We start from the raw sequence: 17,114 nt of genomic DNA on the forward strand, positions 1-17,114 counted from the left end.
CAAAACTATCAAATTATTCTTTGTTGGGATATCGCCAAGCGGTAAGGCAGCAGGTTTTGATCCTGCCATTCCCAGGTTCAAATCCTGGTATCCCAGCCACTTTCTCTACCAAGAGAGTGAATAAGAAAACTCAAGCTAAGAGTTTAAATTTGCAGACCCTTTGATGCGGGAGTGGCGGAATTGGTAGACGCGCTGGATTTAGGTTCCAGTAACTTCGGTTGTGAGAGTTCAAGTCTCTCCTTCCGCACCATGTTCTTAAGTAGAACTAAAACTCTTCAAGTTTAGCGTTGGGATATCGCCAAGCGGTAAGGCAGCAGGTTTTGATCCTGCCATTCCCAGGTTCAAATCCTGGTATCCCAGCCAACTACTTACTTCCCTTTCAAGTTTCAAGTTTCAAGTTTCAAGTTTCAAGTTTCAAGTTTCAAGTTTCAAGTTTCTCCAAAGTATATTTGGTATTAGCACAAAAAAAGCGGGCTAATTTTCATTACCCCGCTTCTTTGTCTTTTGACGATTAATTTTTTACGATTAACTTAATGTCCCGCTAATCGCATATTTTAAAACCCAGTTCTTTGCAGGGCCTGTGTTATTAGCAAGCTTTAAAAACTTACTGCGCACCCAGCTCAGTGATTTAATCTCGTTTGAAAAACCAAAATAACATGCATCCATCATGCTCATCATTAGCAAATTAGCGTGGCGGCGTTTTTTCTCGTAGCGTTTTAATAACGCTTGCTGACCAACATCAGGTTGATCTGCCAAAATATCTGCCAGTGCTACAACATCTTGAAACCCTAGGTTCACACCTTGCCCAGCAAGCGGGTTAATTGTGTGCGCCGAATCACCCACCAAAACTAAACGTCCGTGCGAATAATCATTGGCATGTTGGCGTGCAAGTGGAAAAACAGCATGCTCAAGTAATTCAAAGTCACCCGGTAGTTCAGGAAAATGGTCAATGAGTTTTGCTTTAAGTTGCTCATTCGACAACTTTTGCCACTGCTTTAAAACCCCTGCATCGTGATAACAAATTAAATTAGCATAAGGGGCCTGCATCGGTAAAAACGCCACAGGCCCGGTTGGCGTAAATTGTTGCCACGTTTTTACCTGCTGTGGGGCATCTAATTTGATTAACACGCCCATGCAATGCTGGCCATATTGCCAACCCGTTACACCTAAACCAGCTTTAGTTCGCAATTGTGACTGTCCACCATCTGCAGCAACAACTAAGTCGGCGGTATATTGAGTATCGCCATAATGTAAGGTGATTGAATCAGTCGTTTGAGTAATATCCGTGATGGCAGATAACTGCTCTATCACTTCGATGTTGTACTTGTCGAATTGCTGCCAGAGACTTGCTTGAATTAAATTATTTTCGATTAAATGACCTAAATGCGTTTCGCCAATCTCATGGCAATCAAACAATAAATTCTCGCCTTGCTGCTGGTAAGCCTCTAGTTGTTGATAAGGCGCGATACGATTTTGCCTTAGTAACGGCATTGCACCGAGATCATCTAGTAAGTTCTCTGAAAAACGATTAATAGCCGAAATGCGAATATCTACCTTATCTGAGCTTAAAATGTGATCAGCATCGATAAGGTGCTTTTCAATAACGGTGACATCCCTCCCCTGCTTGGCCAGTTTTACAGCAGTAGCAGCACCTACCATGCCGCCACCGACAACAATTACCTTATTTTTATTCATTTAATATTCGCTCATTTGGCTATTTAAATACGGGATAAATTGTAACGTAATTCAATATTGTGTGTCAGTGCATTTACCGCTTATGAATTTCAAAACAGTGACTTGTTTGATTTCACACCACAAAGATAAAATCTATACTTGGATCTGTGCGGGTATCCAGCTAAAATACGCGTCCTTTAAGTCGGCATACTTGCCACTTAATCCTGTTTCTAACACATTTTTGTGTCACTACCGAATTGAAAACGAGGCTATATTTCAATGAGTAAAAAGCTGCATATTAAAACCTGGGGTTGTCAGATGAACGAGTACGACTCTCAGAAAATGGCTGATCTACTAGATGCGACTAACGGCTATCAGTTAACTGAAGAAGCTGAAGACGCTGACGTGATCTTACTCAATACCTGTTCAATCCGTGAAAAGGCACAAGAGAAAGTATTCCATCAGCTTGGCCGTTGGAAACTATTAAAAGACGACAAACCAGAGTTAATCATTGGTGTTGGTGGCTGTGTTGCATCGCAAGAAGGTGACTCAATCCGTCAACGTGCACCGTTTGTTGATGTAATCTTTGGCCCGCAAACATTACACCGCTTACCTGAAATGATTAAGCAAGTGCAAAGTGGCGACAGCAGCTCGGTAGTTGACGTTTCATTCCCTGAGATTGAAAAGTTCGACCGTTTACCAGAGCCAAAAGCGGAAGGCCCTACTGCGTTTGTATCAATTATGGAAGGTTGTTCTAAATACTGTACATTCTGCGTAGTTCCTTATACGCGTGGTGAAGAAGTAAGCCGTCCACTTGATGACGTATTACTTGAAGTTGCCCAACTTGCAGAGCAAGGTGTTCGCGAAGTAAACCTACTTGGTCAAAACGTAAATGCGTATCGCGGTGAAACTCACGACGGTGAAATTTGTTACTTCTCTGACCTACTACGTTATGTCGCTGCGATTGACGGTATTGACCGTATTCGTTACACCACATCGCACCCTGTAGAATTTACGCCAGATATCATTGATGCGTATGCAGACGTACCTGAGCTTGTTGATCACCTACACTTACCAGTGCAAAGTGGTTCAGACCGTGTTCTTAACCTTATGAAACGTGGTCACACTGCACTCGAGTACAAATCTACGATTCGTAAGTTACGTAAAATTCGCCCTAACCTAAGCATGTCTTCAGACTTCATCATTGGTTTCCCTGGCGAAAGTAAAGCGGACTTTGAAGCAACTATGAACCTTATCAATGATATTGGCTTTGATATGAGCTTTAGCTTCATCTACAGTGCGCGCCCTGGTACGCCTGCTGCTGATTTACCAGATGACGTAACAGAGCAAGAGAAAAAAGAACGTTTATACATTCTGCAAAACCGTATCACGCAAATGGCTCAGCAAATCAGCCGCCAAATGTTTGATACCGAACAGCGTATCCTAGTTGAAGGTCCTTCTAAGAAGAACCCAATGGAATTACGTGGCCGTACTGAGAACAACCGAGTGGTTAACTTTGAAGGCCCTCACTCAGTGATCGGTCAATTCGTTGATGTACGTATTACAGAAGCATTGCCAAACTCTTTACGTGGTGAGTTAATTCGTACAGAATCAGAAATGAACTTACGCCGTGATGTGGCACCTTCAGCTATTTTAAATAAAGCTGCTGAAGCTGAGGCTGCTACGGCCCCTAACGAAATTGGCGTTGCTACTTTCGTACCTTAGGGTGACACTTGGTGCAGGCACAGCCTGCACCCATCAATAGGAAGCAATTTTGAGTAATCAGTTAAAAACATTAGAGATTTATTTAGAACCCGCCGACAACAAACGCCTTTCATCTTTATGTGGTCCGTTTGACGAAAACATTAAGCAAATTGAACGCCGCCTTGGTGTTGAGATTGCACACCGTGATAATTTCTTCAGAGTAACCGGTAAACTGCACCTTGCAGCTGCGGCTGTTGAGATACTAAAAAACCTCTATATTGAAACTCAACCTATTCGCGGCCTGATTGGCGAGATTGAACCTGAAGCCGTACATTTGGCAATTAGCGAATCAAATGCGCTAGAGCAAGATGAAAACCCAGGTGTATATGGCAAAGACATGGTGATTAAAACTCGCCGTGGCGTTATTAAACCGCGCAATGATAATCAAGGCGTGTATGTTGCAAATATTTTGCACCACGATATTACCTTTGGTATTGGCCCAGCCGGTACAGGTAAAACTTATTTAGCGGTTGCTGCAGCTGTTGATGCCTTAGAGCGTCAAGAAATCCGCCGTATTCTACTCACCCGTCCAGCAGTTGAAGCTGGTGAAAAACTAGGCTTTTTACCGGGTGACTTAAGCCAAAAAATCGACCCGTATTTACGCCCTTTATACGATGCATTATTTGAAATGCTGGGTTTTGAACGAGTTGAAAAACTGATTGAGAAAAACGTGATTGAAGTTGCGCCCCTTGCTTACATGCGTGGTCGTACGCTAAATGACGCGTTTATTATTCTCGATGAAAGCCAAAACACCACGGCAGAACAAATGAAAATGTTCTTAACCCGTATTGGTTTTAATTCAAAAGCGGTGATTACAGGCGATATTACACAAGTCGATTTACCTCGTGGTGCCCGCTCAGGCCTACGTCATGCCATCGAAGTATTAAACGGTGTCGATGAAATTAGCTTTAACTTCTTCCAATCACACGATGTGGTTCGCCACCCGGTTGTTGCTCGTATCGTTGAAGCTTATGAGCGAAACGATGAAGCAGAACGTTTAAAACGTGCAGAGAAGCAACGTGCGAAAGAAGCACAAGCAAACCAACAAGAAGCAAACTCGTGACCGAATTAGATTTACAAATAGCCTGTGAGTTTGACGACTTACCAAGCTTTGAACAATTCCAGCTATGGGCTGACAAAGCCCTTAGCAACTACCGTGAAGATGCAGAGCTGACTATAGTGATCAGCGATGAAGCACAAAGCCAGCAGCTCAACAATGATTACCGCGGCAAAGATAAACCGACTAATGTCTTATCTTTTCCATTTGAAGCACCACCGGGCATTGAGTTACCTTTAGTAGGTGATTTAATCATTTGCCCGGCTATTGTTTTAGCCGAATCAATTGAGCAAGAAAAAACCTTTCACGACCATTTTGCCCATATGGTTATCCATGGATGCTTGCATTTACTTGGATTTGACCATATAAAGGACGAAGATGCACTTGAAATGGAAAGCATTGAAAAGCAATTACTTGCCGATCTGAACATCGCTGACCCATATCGAGACGATATTTAAATTAACGGAGCAATTAGACGCAATGAGCGACGACAACTCGCAAACTAGCCAGGGTTCTTCTGGCAAAACGTGGCTGGGCCGCATAGCCCAAATGTTGCAAGGGGAACCCCAGAATAGAGAAGAGCTGGTAGAAGTAATTGCCGATGCGCAAGAACGCGACCTTATCGACCCTGAAACCAAAGATATGATTGAAGGGGTGCTGGGTGTATCAGAGCTGAAAGTGCGGGACATCATGATCCCACGCTCGCAAATGGTAACCTTAGAGGTTGATACACCATTAGAAGAGCTATTACCTATGATGGTTGATTCAACACATTCACGCTTTCCTGTGGTATGTGAAGACAAAGACCATGTTGAAGGTATTTTATTAGCAAAAGATTTATTACCACTGATCATCAACAAAGATGAGCAACTGCCTTCTTTACGTGAATATTTGCGTCCTGCAGTTGTAGTGCCTGAAAGTAAACGTGTAGACACTCTGCTTAATGAGTTCCGTCAACAACGTTACCACATGGCGATTGTTATTGATGAGTATGGTGGTGTGTCTGGTCTTGTCACTATTGAAGATATCCTAGAAATCATCGTTGGTGAAATCGAAGACGAACACGATGAAAGTGAAGACCTACAAGATATTCGCCAAGTTGCAAAGCACGTTTACGCTGTGCAAGCGCTGACTGAAGTTGATGACTTTAATGAATATTTTAAAACCGGTTACAGCACCTCAGATGCTGACACCATAGGTGGTATTGTTTTACATGCATTTGGCCATATGCCAAGCCGTGGTGAAACAATCGAGGTAGAAGGCTTACAATTTAAAGTCACTAACGCAGATAACCGCCGTATCTTACAATTGCAAGTCACCATTCCAAAGGCTGATGATAACGACAGTGAAGAAACTGCTAACTAACCTAAGTCACCTTGCAAAAGATAAAAAAGCCTGGCTCGCACTTGTTGCGGGCCTCTTTTTAACCTTAAGTTACGCCCCCTATAACCTATGGTTTATAACTTTTCTTTCCCTTGGTGCTCTACTCTACTGCATTAACCCTCTCGCAAACGGTAAATTAGCCGCTAAACAAAGTGCTAAATATGGCTTTATATTTGGTTTAGGTTGGTTTGGTGCAGGTATAAGCTGGGTGCATGTATCAATAGCGACCTTTGGTGGCATGCCATTAATCGCATCACTTTCGTTAATGGTACTGCTTTGTGCTTATTTAGCCCTTTATCCTGCATTAGCTACTTGGCTAGCAACACGCCTTGCTACAGGCCCATACAGCTTTATATGTTGGTTACTCGCCGCTATCGCAACCACAGAATACTTACGTGGCACATTGCTAACGGGCTTTCCGTGGCTGAGCTTTGGTTACACGCAAACAGACAGCCCACTTAATTTTTTAGCCCCAGTGATTGGTGAGTTTGGGATCACGCTTGTATGTATGTTAATTGCGTTTGCTTTATATCGCCTAGCAAATAAAGATGGTAAACCTCTTATCGCCTCTGTAGCCCTATTAGCTGGCTTATATACGATTGCAAGCAGCAGCCAGCTACACTACCAAGACAAAACCATTAAAACTGTACTGGTGCAGGGCAATATTAAACAGCATCTTCGCTTTGAGCCGTCTGAGTTTTGGGCGACTATGAGCAAATACCAAGATATGACTCGCCTGCATTGGGATGCTGATTTAATTGTTTGGCCAGAAGCTGCAGTGCCTGAGCTTGAAGCATTATCAACCGAGTATTTAACAGGCCTTGATAGTGCCGCAACGTTTAATGACACCGCGCTTATTACTGGTATCGTTGATTACCAATACGACACGCGTAACATTTTTAATACCTTAATAGTGCTTGGTAAAAAAGAACACAATGACAGTGAAGGCCACTATCAATATTTAGGTAAAAACCGCTATCAAAAGCATCAGTTATTACCTATTGGTGAGTTTGTTCCGTTTCAGGACTTCTTGCGCCCAATTGCGCCACTGTTTGATTTACCTATGTCATCTTTCACTCGTGGCGATGAAGTGCAAAACAATTTACGCGCTAATGGCTTAAATATTTTACCGGCTATTTGCTATGAAATTGCCTTTTCTGAGTTGGTTCGTGGTAATTATCGCAGTGACTCTGACATTTTATTCACGGTGAGTAACGATGCATGGTTTGGTGACTCCCATGGCCCGCACCAACATATGCAATTAGCGCGTATGCGCGCCTTAGAGTTACAGCGCCCACTAATTCGTGTTACTAATAATGGTATTAGCGCCGTTTACGACCCTATCGCTAAATCACAATTAGCTATGCCACAATTTAAAGCTGATGTACTTGAGGCCAATATCACTTTAATTAAAGGCGATAGTATCTATAGCCAATACGGCAATTGGCCAGTATGGGCGGTAGTGATATTACTCGGTACTGTTGGTGTGCTTATTAGGATTAAAAATAACAAATAAAAGTTTAGACGACAGTTAAAGAGTGGTAACTCCACTCTTTAACTTATAACGCTAGCATTGATAAGTGTATATTTTTTTATTTCCCTTCGTTTTGGTTTTCACAACTCGGCAGCTAACTCCTCCGTCTAGTGAGCTGGAGTATCTTTCAAACTTGGCGTGTTCATTTCTTTCGCTCTCATTTTTATCTTCGCTCTTAGCATTTGCGAATATAAAATCATGACCACTAATTTCGTCTTGCTTCAAAGGAATTGAGTTTTTAAATCCATCCCGCCCACCTAAAACATTAAATGACTTAATTACTGGGTTTAGTGTTACGCTAACAAAACCATTTAGGCTTTTAGCCAAATCATCACTATAAAAGTTTATACGAACATATAGCTTTAACTTATTCATATTCGGAAATTTAATTGTTCCCTTAGTTGGTAATAATATTTTTGTTAAAGCTAATGTCTCACCCGCAAAATAAAAGTCATAAACATCATTTCTAAAATAACTGGCAAGCAAAAAGTCATAGGGACTTCCCTTGACTTCAATCACCTTTCCTATCGGGGAATTATCACTTGCATTGGAATTAGTATAATTAGGAGTCGATATATTACGTTGAGTACTTTGCGCATCTTTAAGCATACTCTTTTCAGAAGCACGCGTTATTAAACGTACTAACTCTTTGCGATATTCATAGAGAAGGCCTAAATCAAAAACTTCATCATTACTAAGCTCAGACAAAGAAACACTAACTACTGGCTCACCATAACGATCTTCAATGTAGTGAGTATCATATTTTAATGCTGTTTCATTAATCATATCGACCACAATGACAGCTTTAGTATCAGAGTTAACGCTTAGCCTAGCAACCTTGTCTTTTTGACTTTGAGAGCAATTATTGCAGATTTCAACTTCTGCCTGACCAAAAGCAGGCAAGGATATTCCCGAAAAAATAATAAACAATAATATAAGTTTGTACATTCAAAAATCCTTTTATTAATGCAACTTTAAAATAACCAAAATACAAGAAACAACCTAATTTTCTGAAGGTTTTCTATGGGCTATAGAAGTTCATTTTAAAAAATGAGATGAGGCTTTACTACTTCAATATAAATAAAATACCCCAAAGGGGTACTATAGAACTTGTACAGAGACCTATCAATTTTGTCAACGCAAGATTAGCTAGTTATTACACTGCAACGTGCATTTTCGAAAAAGTAAATTACTTTAAAAGTCTCAGCTACTTTACATTCAATAATGTTTGCATTGAGGTAAATCTGTTCAACTACATTTAGCAGGCAATTAAAAAAGGCTTCATGATGAAGCCTTTTTAACATTTTAAGATTCTATCTTTATCAGCTCTACATCAAATATAAGTAGCGAGCCTGCTGGAATGCTGCCGACGCGTTTACGGCCGTAAGCAAGCTGAGGCGGGATATAAAAGGTAAACTTATCCCCTTCGTTCATTAGCTGTAAGCCTTCGCTCCAACCCGCAATGACTTGATTTAAACCAAAGCTAATTGGTGAGTTTCTTACCACTGAACTGTCAAAAACACTGCCATCCATAAGCGTGCCATGATAGTGAACCTTTACTTTACTGGTTGCACTTGGCTTTGTGTCATTACCTGAACTTTGCTCAATTTTGTATTGCAGCCCAGATGCGGTTTCATGAACATCGTCAGCTTTACTATTATTCGCTAAAAAGTCCGCGGCGAGTTTTTCATTTTCAAGGGCTTGTAGCTTCGCCTTTTTACTGTTTTTAAAAATTAAAAAACAAAAAATACCAATGATCAGTAAAAGTATTAAATTAATCATTCTGCGTCCTTCTCATCATCATTGTCGCCATTTACGATATCGGCGATATTGGCAAGCCTTGCTAAGGCTAGCGCGTTAATAGAGCCTTCAGGGTAACCTTCTGCAGCCAATTCACCTGCGTCTTTATCCATTAATAAGCTCAGTGCTTGATCAACGGTTTCAACGGCATAAATATTAAAGCGTCCTTTTTCAACGGCATCGAGTACTTCGTCATCAAGCACTAAATTAACTTGGTTAGATTTAGGAATAATCACCCCTTGCTCACCGGTTAAGCCACGCATTTTACAAAGTTTGAAGAAGCCTTCTATTTTCTCGTTTACGCCACCAATTGATTGCACATCACCATGCTGGTTAATTGAACCTGTCAGTGCAATAGATTGGCTAATAGGTAAGTTTGTAATGGCTGATATAAGCGCGCACAGCTCTGCTAATGAGGCGCTATCACCGTCGATGTAGCCATAGCTTTGCTCTATTGCGATATTGGCACTGAGCGTTAGGCTAAATTGCTGAGCATACTTATTACCTAAGTAGCCAGTTAATAGCATCACCCCTTTTGAGTGAATGGCTTTACCCAGCTCGGCTTCACGTTCAACGTCAATTACGCCATCTGCACCTGCGTATACAGTGGCTGTTATGCGTGCTGGTGTGCCAAATGAGGTATCGCCAATGTGCAGCACAGTTAAGCCATTTACTTTGCCCACTGCGTGACCTTCGGTTGCAATTAAAATTTGCCCTTCTTTGATATCACTCAGCATGGTTTCTGAAATTTGCCCTGTACGGTACTGCTTACCAACAATGGCTTCATCTATGTGATGAGCATCAATCACGGGTTGGCCGTCTTGTTTGGCATAAAAACTGGCTTCTGCCACTAACTCTAATACATCAGCAAAACGAGCTGAGAGCTTGTTGTGGTGCTCAGCTTGGCGATAACTAAACTTTAATAACCTCGCCATTGCCGCTTCATTTACGGTGCAGTTGAGTGTTTGCTGACAATATTCAGTCACCTTGGTAATGAACTGATATTGCAGTTTATCGCTACTTGGTAAGTAATAATCAAAGTCAGCAAGGACACGGAATAACTCTGCAAACTCTTCATCATATTCACCAATGGTGTAATAAAGGTCGCGAGAGCCTAGCAGCACTATTTTTACATCAAGAGGAATAAGCTGCGGACGTAACGTGAAGCTACTTCCCACAGAGCTGTCTTGATATGGTAAGTCGTTTTTGATTTGATGCGTTTTTAAAGAAAGCTTAAGACCATCCCACACTTGTGGGTTCGCCATGACTTTTTCGGCATCCATAATCAAATAGCCACCATTAGCACGGTGCAGTGCACCTGGCTGAATTGAGCGGTAACTGGTGATAAGCGAGCCTTGCGAAGTCGCATATTCAATTTTGCCGAAAATATTGCCAAAAGTCGGGTTTGGCTCATACACTACAGGGGCTGCATCGCCCTCTTTGTATTCGACTAGAATATTTGGCGCAAAGAAGTCTGTGAGCATCCCTTTACGGTCAAAGTCTTCTTTATTTTCGTCGTTTTCATCATCGTCGAGCCATTCAAGTACCGCATCAATGATTTCTTCACGAATATCTTTTAAATAACGCAATACACCAATGTGTGTCGCGTATTTATGTTCAAGAGCTTTAATTAGTGGCTTAGTCGCAAGCTCAGCAGTTGATTTTTTAAGGTTACGTAGTTTTTCAGATGACTCTCGTTTCCAGCGAGGAAGCTCTATTAATGCTTCGATTAACGCATCTTCAAGCTTTTCGATAACCTCATAAAATTCGATACGCAGAGGCTCATCAAGGGCTGCAAATTCACTGTCGCTCAGTTGTTTACCGTTAACTAATGGCGCAAATCCAACAACGCCATTTTCTTCAATCAGTGCCACGCTTTGTTCAAGAGCAGCAATTTCAACAGCAGTAATTGCCGCATCGTAAGTATCGGTAAACTCACGGTCGATTGATTTTTTCTTGCGTTGATAACCCGGGTTATCAAAAGCTGCTGGGAATGTATCGAGTACTTCGTCGATAAATGAATCTATATCGTCAGCTAATTGCTTTGATTGACCTGCTTGCATGAATAACGCGATTGGCTCGCGGTGGTCATCATAGTTGTTAACATACAACCACTCATTAGGCGTTGGGCGGTCTTTTGAATGGGCTGTGAGTTTGTCTTTTACTAAGGTGTAACGACCGTGGGCCGCTTCACCCATCACATAAACATTATAACCCGGTAATTCCATTCCAAGTGAAAAGTCGAGGGCACTTTGTGCACGTTGTTGACCAATAAATGGCAACGCTTCTGGATATGGGTTTTGCATACAAGTCGCAACATGACTTGCGGCAATCTTAGGCGCTAACGCAGAAATAGGTAGAGGGATTAGTTTTTTTGTCATTCTAACTTCTTATTTCCCAGTCTTGACTGGGCATTATAGGTAACGCCCAGCACAAGCCTGCGTCACTGATTAAGGTTGTAATGCCTTACGGCGAAAATAAATACCGCCACATTCAGTACAAGGAGTAATTTGCGTAGCATGGTAAACATCGTAACTATGCTGACAATTTTTACATACTAATGTGCCCATGGCTATCCATTCTCCCTCTTGATAGACACCATTGTGTTGAAAATCTTGGTTTAAGGCTTGCCATTCGAGCTGGGTTTTATCTTCAATGTGAGATAACTCATACCAAAGCGATTCTTTAAGCTCTAGCCATGCGAGTGAATCATAGTGACTGTCGTTTTCTTTAATGTGGTCGATATCGCGTTGTAGATAGTCACGATACTGATTGAGCTTTTCTTGCCCTAAGTCTTTAAGTGCCTGCTCTGACTCAACAAATTTTTCCATTGCATCTTTTAGCTCATGATCTTTTACGTCTTTAAGCCATGCACTTAAATCGCTAAGCCAAGATTTATAATCTGCCATCGTTTACTCCTTCAAAAATGATGAAAAATCAACCGTTATTCTAGTTGAGTATAGGTTAACCTGCCCTGAAAATATATTTCCTTGGAAAATTAACAAAAGCGCCTATTTGCCGCTGTGATTAGCATGTATTTTGGGTTATCCTTATCGACAATTTTTTATTAATTTGCAAGAAGTCTGGAATCGTAGATGCAAGAGCAATATAACCCGCAAGACATTGAGTCAAAAGTACAAGCCTACTGGGAAGAAAACCAAGTATTTAAAGTCACTGAAGATGAGAGCAAAGAAAAGTATTACTGCCTATCTATGTTCCCATACCCAAGCGGCCGACTCCACATGGGTCACGTTCGTAACTACACCATTGGTGACGTAGTATCACGCTTCCAACGCTTGCAAGGCAAAAACGTAATGCAACCTATGGGTTGGGATGCGTTTGGTCTACCTGCTGAAAATGCGGCAATCAAAAATAACACAGCCCCTGCTAAGTGGACTTACGAAAACATCGATTACATGCGCGACCAGTTAAAGCAATTAGGCTTTGGTTATGATTGGGATCGTGAAATCGCAACATGTCACCCAGAATACTACAAGTGGGAACAGTGGTTCTTCACTAAGCTTTACGAAAAAGGCTTAGTATACAAAAAGATGTCAACAGTAAACTGGGATCCAGTTGACCAAACTGTACTTGCTAACGAACAAGTTATTGATGGTCGTGGTTGGCGTTCAGGTGCCATTGTTGAGCAAAAAGAAATTCCACAATGGTTCATCAAAATCACTGATTACGCACAAGAGCTACTAGACGATTTAGATAAACTTGATCACTGGCCTGAGCAAGTTAAAACCATGCAGCGCAACTGGATTGGTCGCTCTGAAGGTTTAGAAATCGAATTTAAGCGTGCTGATAACGAAGATACATTCAGTGTTTATACAACGCGCCCAGATACCTTCATGGGTGTGACTTACGTAGCAGTTGCTGCAGGTCACCCAATTGCACAAGAAGCCGCTAAAAACAGCGACGCTGTAGCTATGTTTGTTGATGAGTGTAAAAACACGAAAATCGCTGAAGCAGACATGGCAACCATGGACAAAAAAGGCATTGCAACTGGCTTTTATGCGATTCACCCATTAACAGGTAAGCAAGTACCGATTTGGGTTGCTAACTTTGTATTAATGGATTACGGCTCAGGCGCAGTTATGGCTGTTCCTGCACATGACCAACGTGACTACGAGTTCGCATCAGCTTATGGCCTTGAAATTGCCCAAGTTATCGCACCAGCTGCAGGGTCTGAAGAAACGGTTGATTTAAACAATCAAGCATACACAGAAAAAGGCGTGTTAGTTAACTCGGGTGAGTTCGATGGTCTTGAGTTTGAAGCAGCGTTTAATGCCGTTGCAGACAAACTAGAAGCGCTGGGTGTAGGTGAGCGTAAAGTTAATTTCCGTCTACGTGACTGGGGTGTTAGCCGTCAGCGTTACTGGGGTTCTCCAATTCCAATGCTTAGCGACGAAAATGGTGATGAGCTTGCAGCAACAGAAGACATGCTACCAGTTCGCTTACCAGAAGACGTAGTAATGAATGGTGTGACTTCACCAATCAAAGCTGATCCTGAGTGGGCTAAAACAACTGTAAATGGCGCGCCTGCATTCCACGAAACTGATACCTTCGATACCTTCATGGAATCGTCTTGGTACTACGCTCGTTACTGTAGCCCACGTTTTGACGAAGGCATGATCGAGCCAGGTGCTGCAAATTACTGGTTACCAGTAAACCAATACATTGGTGGTATTGAGCATGCGATCTTGCACTTACTTTACTCGCGTTTCTTCCACAAACTATTACGTGACTTTGGTTTAGTAAACTCAGATGAGCCATTTGAGCGCTTATTATGTCAAGGCATGGTACTAGCTGATACTTTCTATCGTAAAGATGAGAAAGGCGGTGATATCTGGATTTCACCAACAGACGTACAAACTGAAACAGACGACAAAGGTCGTGTTGTTAAAGCGTGGCACAAAGAAGATGGCGAGCCGGTATTCTCTGCGGGCATGAGCAAAATGTCGAAATCGAAAAACAACGGTATCGACCCGCAACAAGTTATTGCCGAGTACGGTGCAGATACAGTTCGTTTATTCATGATGTTTACAGCGCCACCAGAGCAAACTCTTGAATGGTCTGATTCAGGTGTTGAAGGTGCAATGCGTTTCTTAAAACGTATTTGGAAATACGCTGTTGATGTAGAAACAGTAGGCTACCAAGCGCTTGATAAATCAGCATTAAACAACGACCAAAAAGTTCTTCGTCGTGAACTTCATAAAGCAATTGCAAAAGTGACTGATGACGTTGAACGTCGTCAAACATTCAACACTGCAATCGCTGCTATCATGGAAATCTCGAACAAGTTACTTAAAGCACCACTTGCTGATAAACAAGATGTGGCAATTGCTAACGAAGCACTTGAAGCATTACTTATCATGCTTGCGCCTATCACACCGCACATGTGTCACCAGTTATGGCAAGACCTTGGCAAAGAAGGCGACATCTTAGATGCAGCATGGCCAACAGTTGATGAGTCAGCACTTGTTGAAGATGAGAAGCTAATCATTGTACAAGTTAACGGTAAGCTACGTGCTAAGTTAACAGTGCCTGCAGATGCAACCAAAGAGCAAGTTGAAGCATTAGCATTTGCTGAAGAAAACGTGACTAAGTTCACTGAAGGCGCGACTATCCGTAAAGTAATTTACGTACCTGGCAAACTACTTAACGTGGTTGCTAACTAAGATGGCAGCGCTTCAAGCACTGAAAAACGGACTAGCCCTTGCGCTAGTCTGTTTACTGCTGACAAGTTGTGGCTTTCACTTAAAGAAAGCCTCTAACTTGCCTGACGACTTGAAAATAATCACTCTTGTTGGTGATGATGAAAAGTCAGCATTATTCGAATTAGTCGAAAAAGAACTGATTGCGAGTAAAGTTGAGCTTAACCAAGTTGGTAAACACCCTGAATTAAAGATTCACAGAGATCGTTTAGAGCGTCAAATCCTGTCATTGTTTGATAATGGTCAGGTTGCTGAATATGAACTTGCCTACAGCGTAAGCTATACCCTGAAGCGCCCTGGACAAAAAGCGATTAATCAAAGCTTTGAATTGTATCGTAACTACCAAGACGACCCAGACAATGCCCTTGCAAAAGCAAAAGAGCTTGATTTGCTATTAGGCGAAATTCGTAAGCAAGCGAGTCGTCGTATTGTTCGTGAGTTATCACAACTATAATGCGTTGTTATGCAAACCAGCTTCCTAGCCAGTTAAAAAAAGGCCTCGCGCCTTTTTACATGGTTTTTGGTGAAGAGCCTTACCAAATTGCTCAGTGCATCATGCAAATTCGTCAAGCAGCTAAACAGCAAGGCTTTGACGAGGTAATCAAATTTACCTTAATGCCGGGTTTTGATTGGCAAGAAATTGTTGCTCAATACCAAAGTATGTCACTGTTTAGCGCTCGTACCTTAATTGAGTTTGATTTAAACGAGCAAAAACCTGGTACGCAAGGCAGTCAAATCTTTAAGCAACTTGTTGAGCTTGCTAATCCCGATACTATTTTGGTTTTAAAAGGTGCCAAAGCCAGCCAAGATATTCAACGCAGTGCTTGGTTTAAAGCCCTCGATAAGCAAGGCTTATTTGTTCCTTGTTACCCATTAACAGGTAATCACCTGAGCCGCTGGTTAGATGAGCAATGCTATCGTTTAAACTTAAACCTTCACAACAACGCGAAACAAAGCTTAATTGATGCCACTGAAGGAAATTTACTTGCCTGTCATCAAGAGTTAGAAAAACTGTCTTTGCTTTATGGTAGTGAGCTAATTGACCAGCAAGCCGTTATGCAAGGCCTACTGAATCAGTCAAAATTTGATATTTTTGATTTAAGTGATGCTTTATTAAATGGCCACGCCGAACAAGCGGTTAAAGTAATGACTAAACTAGCTGCTGATAACACTGAAGCCATGAGCATTTTTTGGGCCATCAATAAAGAAGCAGCTAACTTACTGGCTATGCAACACGGGCGCTTGAATGGTGCCAATATGGCTGATTTATACAAAAAGTATAATATTTGGAAAAACCAACAAGCGGTTGTACAACAGGCCTTAAATCGCTTGAACATCCAAGTACTCGAACAAATTACCAAACAATTAGCCCAGTTTGATGCCGCATATAAACAAGGCAACCTCGTAGCCCCCTACCAAGCATTAATGCAAATATGCTTAGTGTTTTGCCAACCTGTGGCGATACCTTTACCTTGCCAGCCGGTCTTTGACTAAGAGTAACAATTGATGATTGCTATTTTTGGTGGCACCTTTGATCCAATTCACTTAGGTCATATTAATATGGCCCAGCAGTGTGTTCAGCAGTGCCAACTCGATACCCTTTACTTCATGCCTTGTGCTATTCCTGCTCATAAAGCCAAGCCTGGAATTAGTGATGAGCATCGCATTAACATGCTAAAACTTGCGATTGACGACAATCCGCATTTTGCTATCGATTACCGCGAACTAAACCGAGAAGGTGCGTCTTATTCTTTGCTGAGTTTAGAAGAGCTACGTACAGAAAACCCAGCTGCGCCGATTATGTTTTTAATCGGCATGGACTCATTCAATAGCCTAGATAAATGGTTTAAATGGCAAGAGATTGTCAAACTTTGTCATATCGTTGTGTACCAGCGCCCGGGGCAGCACTGCCAAGTATCTGGTGAACTTGCAGTTTATAAAGAGAATGCCGTAACAGAGCAACTTAGCCAGCTACAACAAGCCCCTGCAGGTAAGTTATTCTTTTTAAATGGCTTACAAGTTAATGCCGCCTCAAGCGAAATCAGAAAAAAGCTGCATTTAAATAATGATATAGCGGAACTTTTACCTACCAATGTAAGTCAATACATTGCGCAGCATCATCTTTACCAAACAGATGAATAAATACTGCCTGCGTGATAAAATAACAAATTAAGATTATTTA

The 17,114-nt window shown here is 41.7% G+C and carries 14 protein-coding genes and 3 tRNA genes; 12 read left to right on the forward strand and 5 right to left on the reverse strand.

All coding sequences use genetic code 11. The annotated features are described in order from the left end of the window. Window positions 1-24 precede the first annotated feature (24 nt). The 3 genes from AUR67_RS11155 to AUR67_RS11165 all read left to right on the forward strand — a co-directional run bounded on the left by AUR67_RS11155 (window position 25) and on the right by AUR67_RS11165 (window position 363). Window positions 25-99, forward strand: a tRNA-Gln gene (locus AUR67_RS11155). Between the two features lie 66 nt (window positions 100-165). Beyond that, window positions 166-250 (forward strand) — tRNA-Leu (locus AUR67_RS11160). Between the two features lie 38 nt (window positions 251-288). After that, a tRNA-Gln gene (locus AUR67_RS11165) sits at window positions 289-363 on the forward strand. A 162-nt stretch (window positions 364-525) separates the two neighbouring features. On the opposite strand, the gene AUR67_RS11170 is transcribed toward AUR67_RS11165, so the two are convergent. Beyond that, on the reverse strand, window positions 526-1,695 hold the full coding sequence (locus AUR67_RS11170; protein WP_058585329.1) for an FAD-dependent oxidoreductase: 1,170 nt from the start codon (window positions 1,693-1,695) through the stop codon (window positions 526-528). Between the two features lie 258 nt (window positions 1,696-1,953). Here AUR67_RS11170 and miaB point away from each other — a divergent pair, with 258 nt between their 5' ends. The 5 genes from miaB to lnt are packed head-to-tail and all read left to right on the forward strand — an operon-like array spanning window position 1,954 to window position 7,394. Then, the gene (miaB, locus tag AUR67_RS11175) at window positions 1,954-3,399 is read left to right on the forward strand and encodes a tRNA (N6-isopentenyl adenosine(37)-C2)-methylthiotransferase MiaB (RefSeq protein ID WP_054551657.1); all 1,446 of its coding nucleotides are present in this window, start codon (window positions 1,954-1,956) and stop codon (window positions 3,397-3,399) included. 49 nt (window positions 3,400-3,448) lie between these two features. After that, on the forward strand, window positions 3,449-4,501 hold the full coding sequence (locus tag AUR67_RS11180) for a PhoH family protein (RefSeq protein WP_054551658.1): 1,053 nt from the start codon (window positions 3,449-3,451) through the stop codon (window positions 4,499-4,501). Continuing rightward, the gene (ybeY, locus tag AUR67_RS11185) at window positions 4,498-4,953 is read left to right on the forward strand and encodes an rRNA maturation RNase YbeY (RefSeq protein WP_054551659.1); all 456 of its coding nucleotides are present in this window, start codon (window positions 4,498-4,500) and stop codon (window positions 4,951-4,953) included. Before AUR67_RS11180 ends, ybeY begins: the two co-directional genes overlap by 4 nt. A 22-nt stretch (window positions 4,954-4,975) precedes the next feature. Beyond that, a complete protein-coding gene (gene corC, locus AUR67_RS11190; RefSeq protein ID WP_054551660.1) occupies window positions 4,976-5,860 on the forward strand; it encodes a CNNM family magnesium/cobalt transport protein CorC in 885 nt (294 codons plus the stop codon). Further along, the gene (gene lnt, locus AUR67_RS11195) at window positions 5,841-7,394 is read left to right on the forward strand and encodes an apolipoprotein N-acyltransferase (RefSeq protein WP_201024586.1); all 1,554 of its coding nucleotides are present in this window, start codon (window positions 5,841-5,843) and stop codon (window positions 7,392-7,394) included. The genes corC and lnt overlap by 20 nt, the downstream gene beginning before the upstream one ends. A gap of 51 nt (window positions 7,395-7,445) precedes the next feature. Here lnt and AUR67_RS11200 read toward each other — a convergent pair whose 3' ends face one another. The 4 genes from AUR67_RS11200 to AUR67_RS11215 form a co-directional block, all read right to left on the reverse strand. Then, a complete protein-coding gene (locus AUR67_RS11200; protein WP_058585331.1) occupies window positions 7,446-8,360 on the reverse strand; it encodes a hypothetical protein in 915 nt (304 codons plus the stop codon). A 357-nt stretch (window positions 8,361-8,717) separates the two neighbouring features. After that, window positions 8,718-9,194 (reverse strand): FKBP-type peptidyl-prolyl cis-trans isomerase, encoded by a 477-nt coding sequence (locus AUR67_RS11205; RefSeq protein ID WP_058585332.1) that lies wholly within the window; start codon window positions 9,192-9,194, stop codon window positions 8,718-8,720. Then, window positions 9,191-11,593, reverse strand: coding sequence for a Lon protease family protein (locus tag AUR67_RS11210; RefSeq protein WP_058585333.1), 2,403 nt, complete (start codon window positions 11,591-11,593; stop codon window positions 9,191-9,193). The genes AUR67_RS11205 and AUR67_RS11210 overlap by 4 nt, the downstream gene beginning before the upstream one ends. 69 nt (window positions 11,594-11,662) lie before the next feature. Next, on the reverse strand, window positions 11,663-12,121 hold the full coding sequence (locus AUR67_RS11215; RefSeq protein WP_054551664.1) for a zinc ribbon-containing protein: 459 nt from the start codon (window positions 12,119-12,121) through the stop codon (window positions 11,663-11,665). A 186-nt stretch (window positions 12,122-12,307) separates the two neighbouring features. On the opposite strand from AUR67_RS11215, the gene leuS reads away from it, so the two are divergent. The 4 genes from leuS to nadD are packed head-to-tail and all read left to right on the forward strand — an operon-like array spanning window position 12,308 to window position 17,074. After that, a complete protein-coding gene (gene leuS, locus AUR67_RS11220; RefSeq protein ID WP_058585334.1) occupies window positions 12,308-14,896 on the forward strand; it encodes a leucine--tRNA ligase in 2,589 nt (862 codons plus the stop codon). Window position 14,897: 1 nt separating this feature from the next. Continuing rightward, window positions 14,898-15,386, forward strand: coding sequence for an LPS assembly lipoprotein LptE (gene lptE, locus AUR67_RS11225; RefSeq protein WP_058585335.1), 489 nt, complete (start codon window positions 14,898-14,900; stop codon window positions 15,384-15,386). Next, the gene (gene holA, locus AUR67_RS11230; RefSeq protein WP_058585336.1) at window positions 15,386-16,426 is read left to right on the forward strand and encodes a DNA polymerase III subunit delta; all 1,041 of its coding nucleotides are present in this window, start codon (window positions 15,386-15,388) and stop codon (window positions 16,424-16,426) included. The genes lptE and holA overlap by 1 nt, the downstream gene beginning before the upstream one ends. A gap of 12 nt (window positions 16,427-16,438) precedes the next feature. Further along, window positions 16,439-17,074 carry a nicotinate-nucleotide adenylyltransferase gene (gene nadD / locus AUR67_RS11235; protein WP_058585337.1) on the forward strand — a complete coding sequence of 212 codons (636 nt, stop codon included), beginning with the start codon at window positions 16,439-16,441 and terminating at the stop codon, window positions 17,072-17,074. The last annotated feature ends 40 nt before the right edge of the window (window positions 17,075-17,114 follow it).

The organism is Pseudoalteromonas sp. XI10 (genome assembly GCF_001469895.1).
Classification (GTDB): domain Bacteria; phylum Pseudomonadota; class Gammaproteobacteria; order Enterobacterales; family Alteromonadaceae; genus Pseudoalteromonas.

Excerpts from the sequence above, each read along its gene's own strand:
- corC (WP_054551660.1), top strand. The coding sequence starts at position 4,976 with ATGAGCGACGACAACTCGCAAACTAGCCAGGGTTCTTCTGGCAAAACG.
- AUR67_RS11205 (WP_058585332.1), bottom strand. The coding sequence starts at position 9,194 with ATGATTAATTTAATACTTTTACTGATCATTGGTATTTTTTGTTTTTTA.
- AUR67_RS11200 (WP_058585331.1), bottom strand. The coding sequence starts at position 8,360 with ATGTACAAACTTATATTATTGTTTATTATTTTTTCGGGAATATCCTTG.
- nadD (WP_058585337.1), top strand. The coding sequence starts at position 16,439 with ATGATTGCTATTTTTGGTGGCACCTTTGATCCAATTCACTTAGGTCAT.
- miaB (WP_054551657.1), top strand. The coding sequence starts at position 1,954 with ATGAGTAAAAAGCTGCATATTAAAACCTGGGGTTGTCAGATGAACGAG.
- leuS (WP_058585334.1), top strand. The coding sequence starts at position 12,308 with ATGCAAGAGCAATATAACCCGCAAGACATTGAGTCAAAAGTACAAGCC.
- lptE (WP_058585335.1), top strand. The coding sequence starts at position 14,898 with ATGGCAGCGCTTCAAGCACTGAAAAACGGACTAGCCCTTGCGCTAGTC.
- holA (WP_058585336.1), top strand. The coding sequence starts at position 15,386 with ATGCGTTGTTATGCAAACCAGCTTCCTAGCCAGTTAAAAAAAGGCCTC.
- AUR67_RS11170 (WP_058585329.1), bottom strand. The coding sequence starts at position 1,695 with ATGAATAAAAATAAGGTAATTGTTGTCGGTGGCGGCATGGTAGGTGCT.
- AUR67_RS11215 (WP_054551664.1), bottom strand. The coding sequence starts at position 12,121 with ATGGCAGATTATAAATCTTGGCTTAGCGATTTAAGTGCATGGCTTAAA.
- AUR67_RS11210 (WP_058585333.1), bottom strand. The coding sequence starts at position 11,593 with ATGACAAAAAAACTAATCCCTCTACCTATTTCTGCGTTAGCGCCTAAG.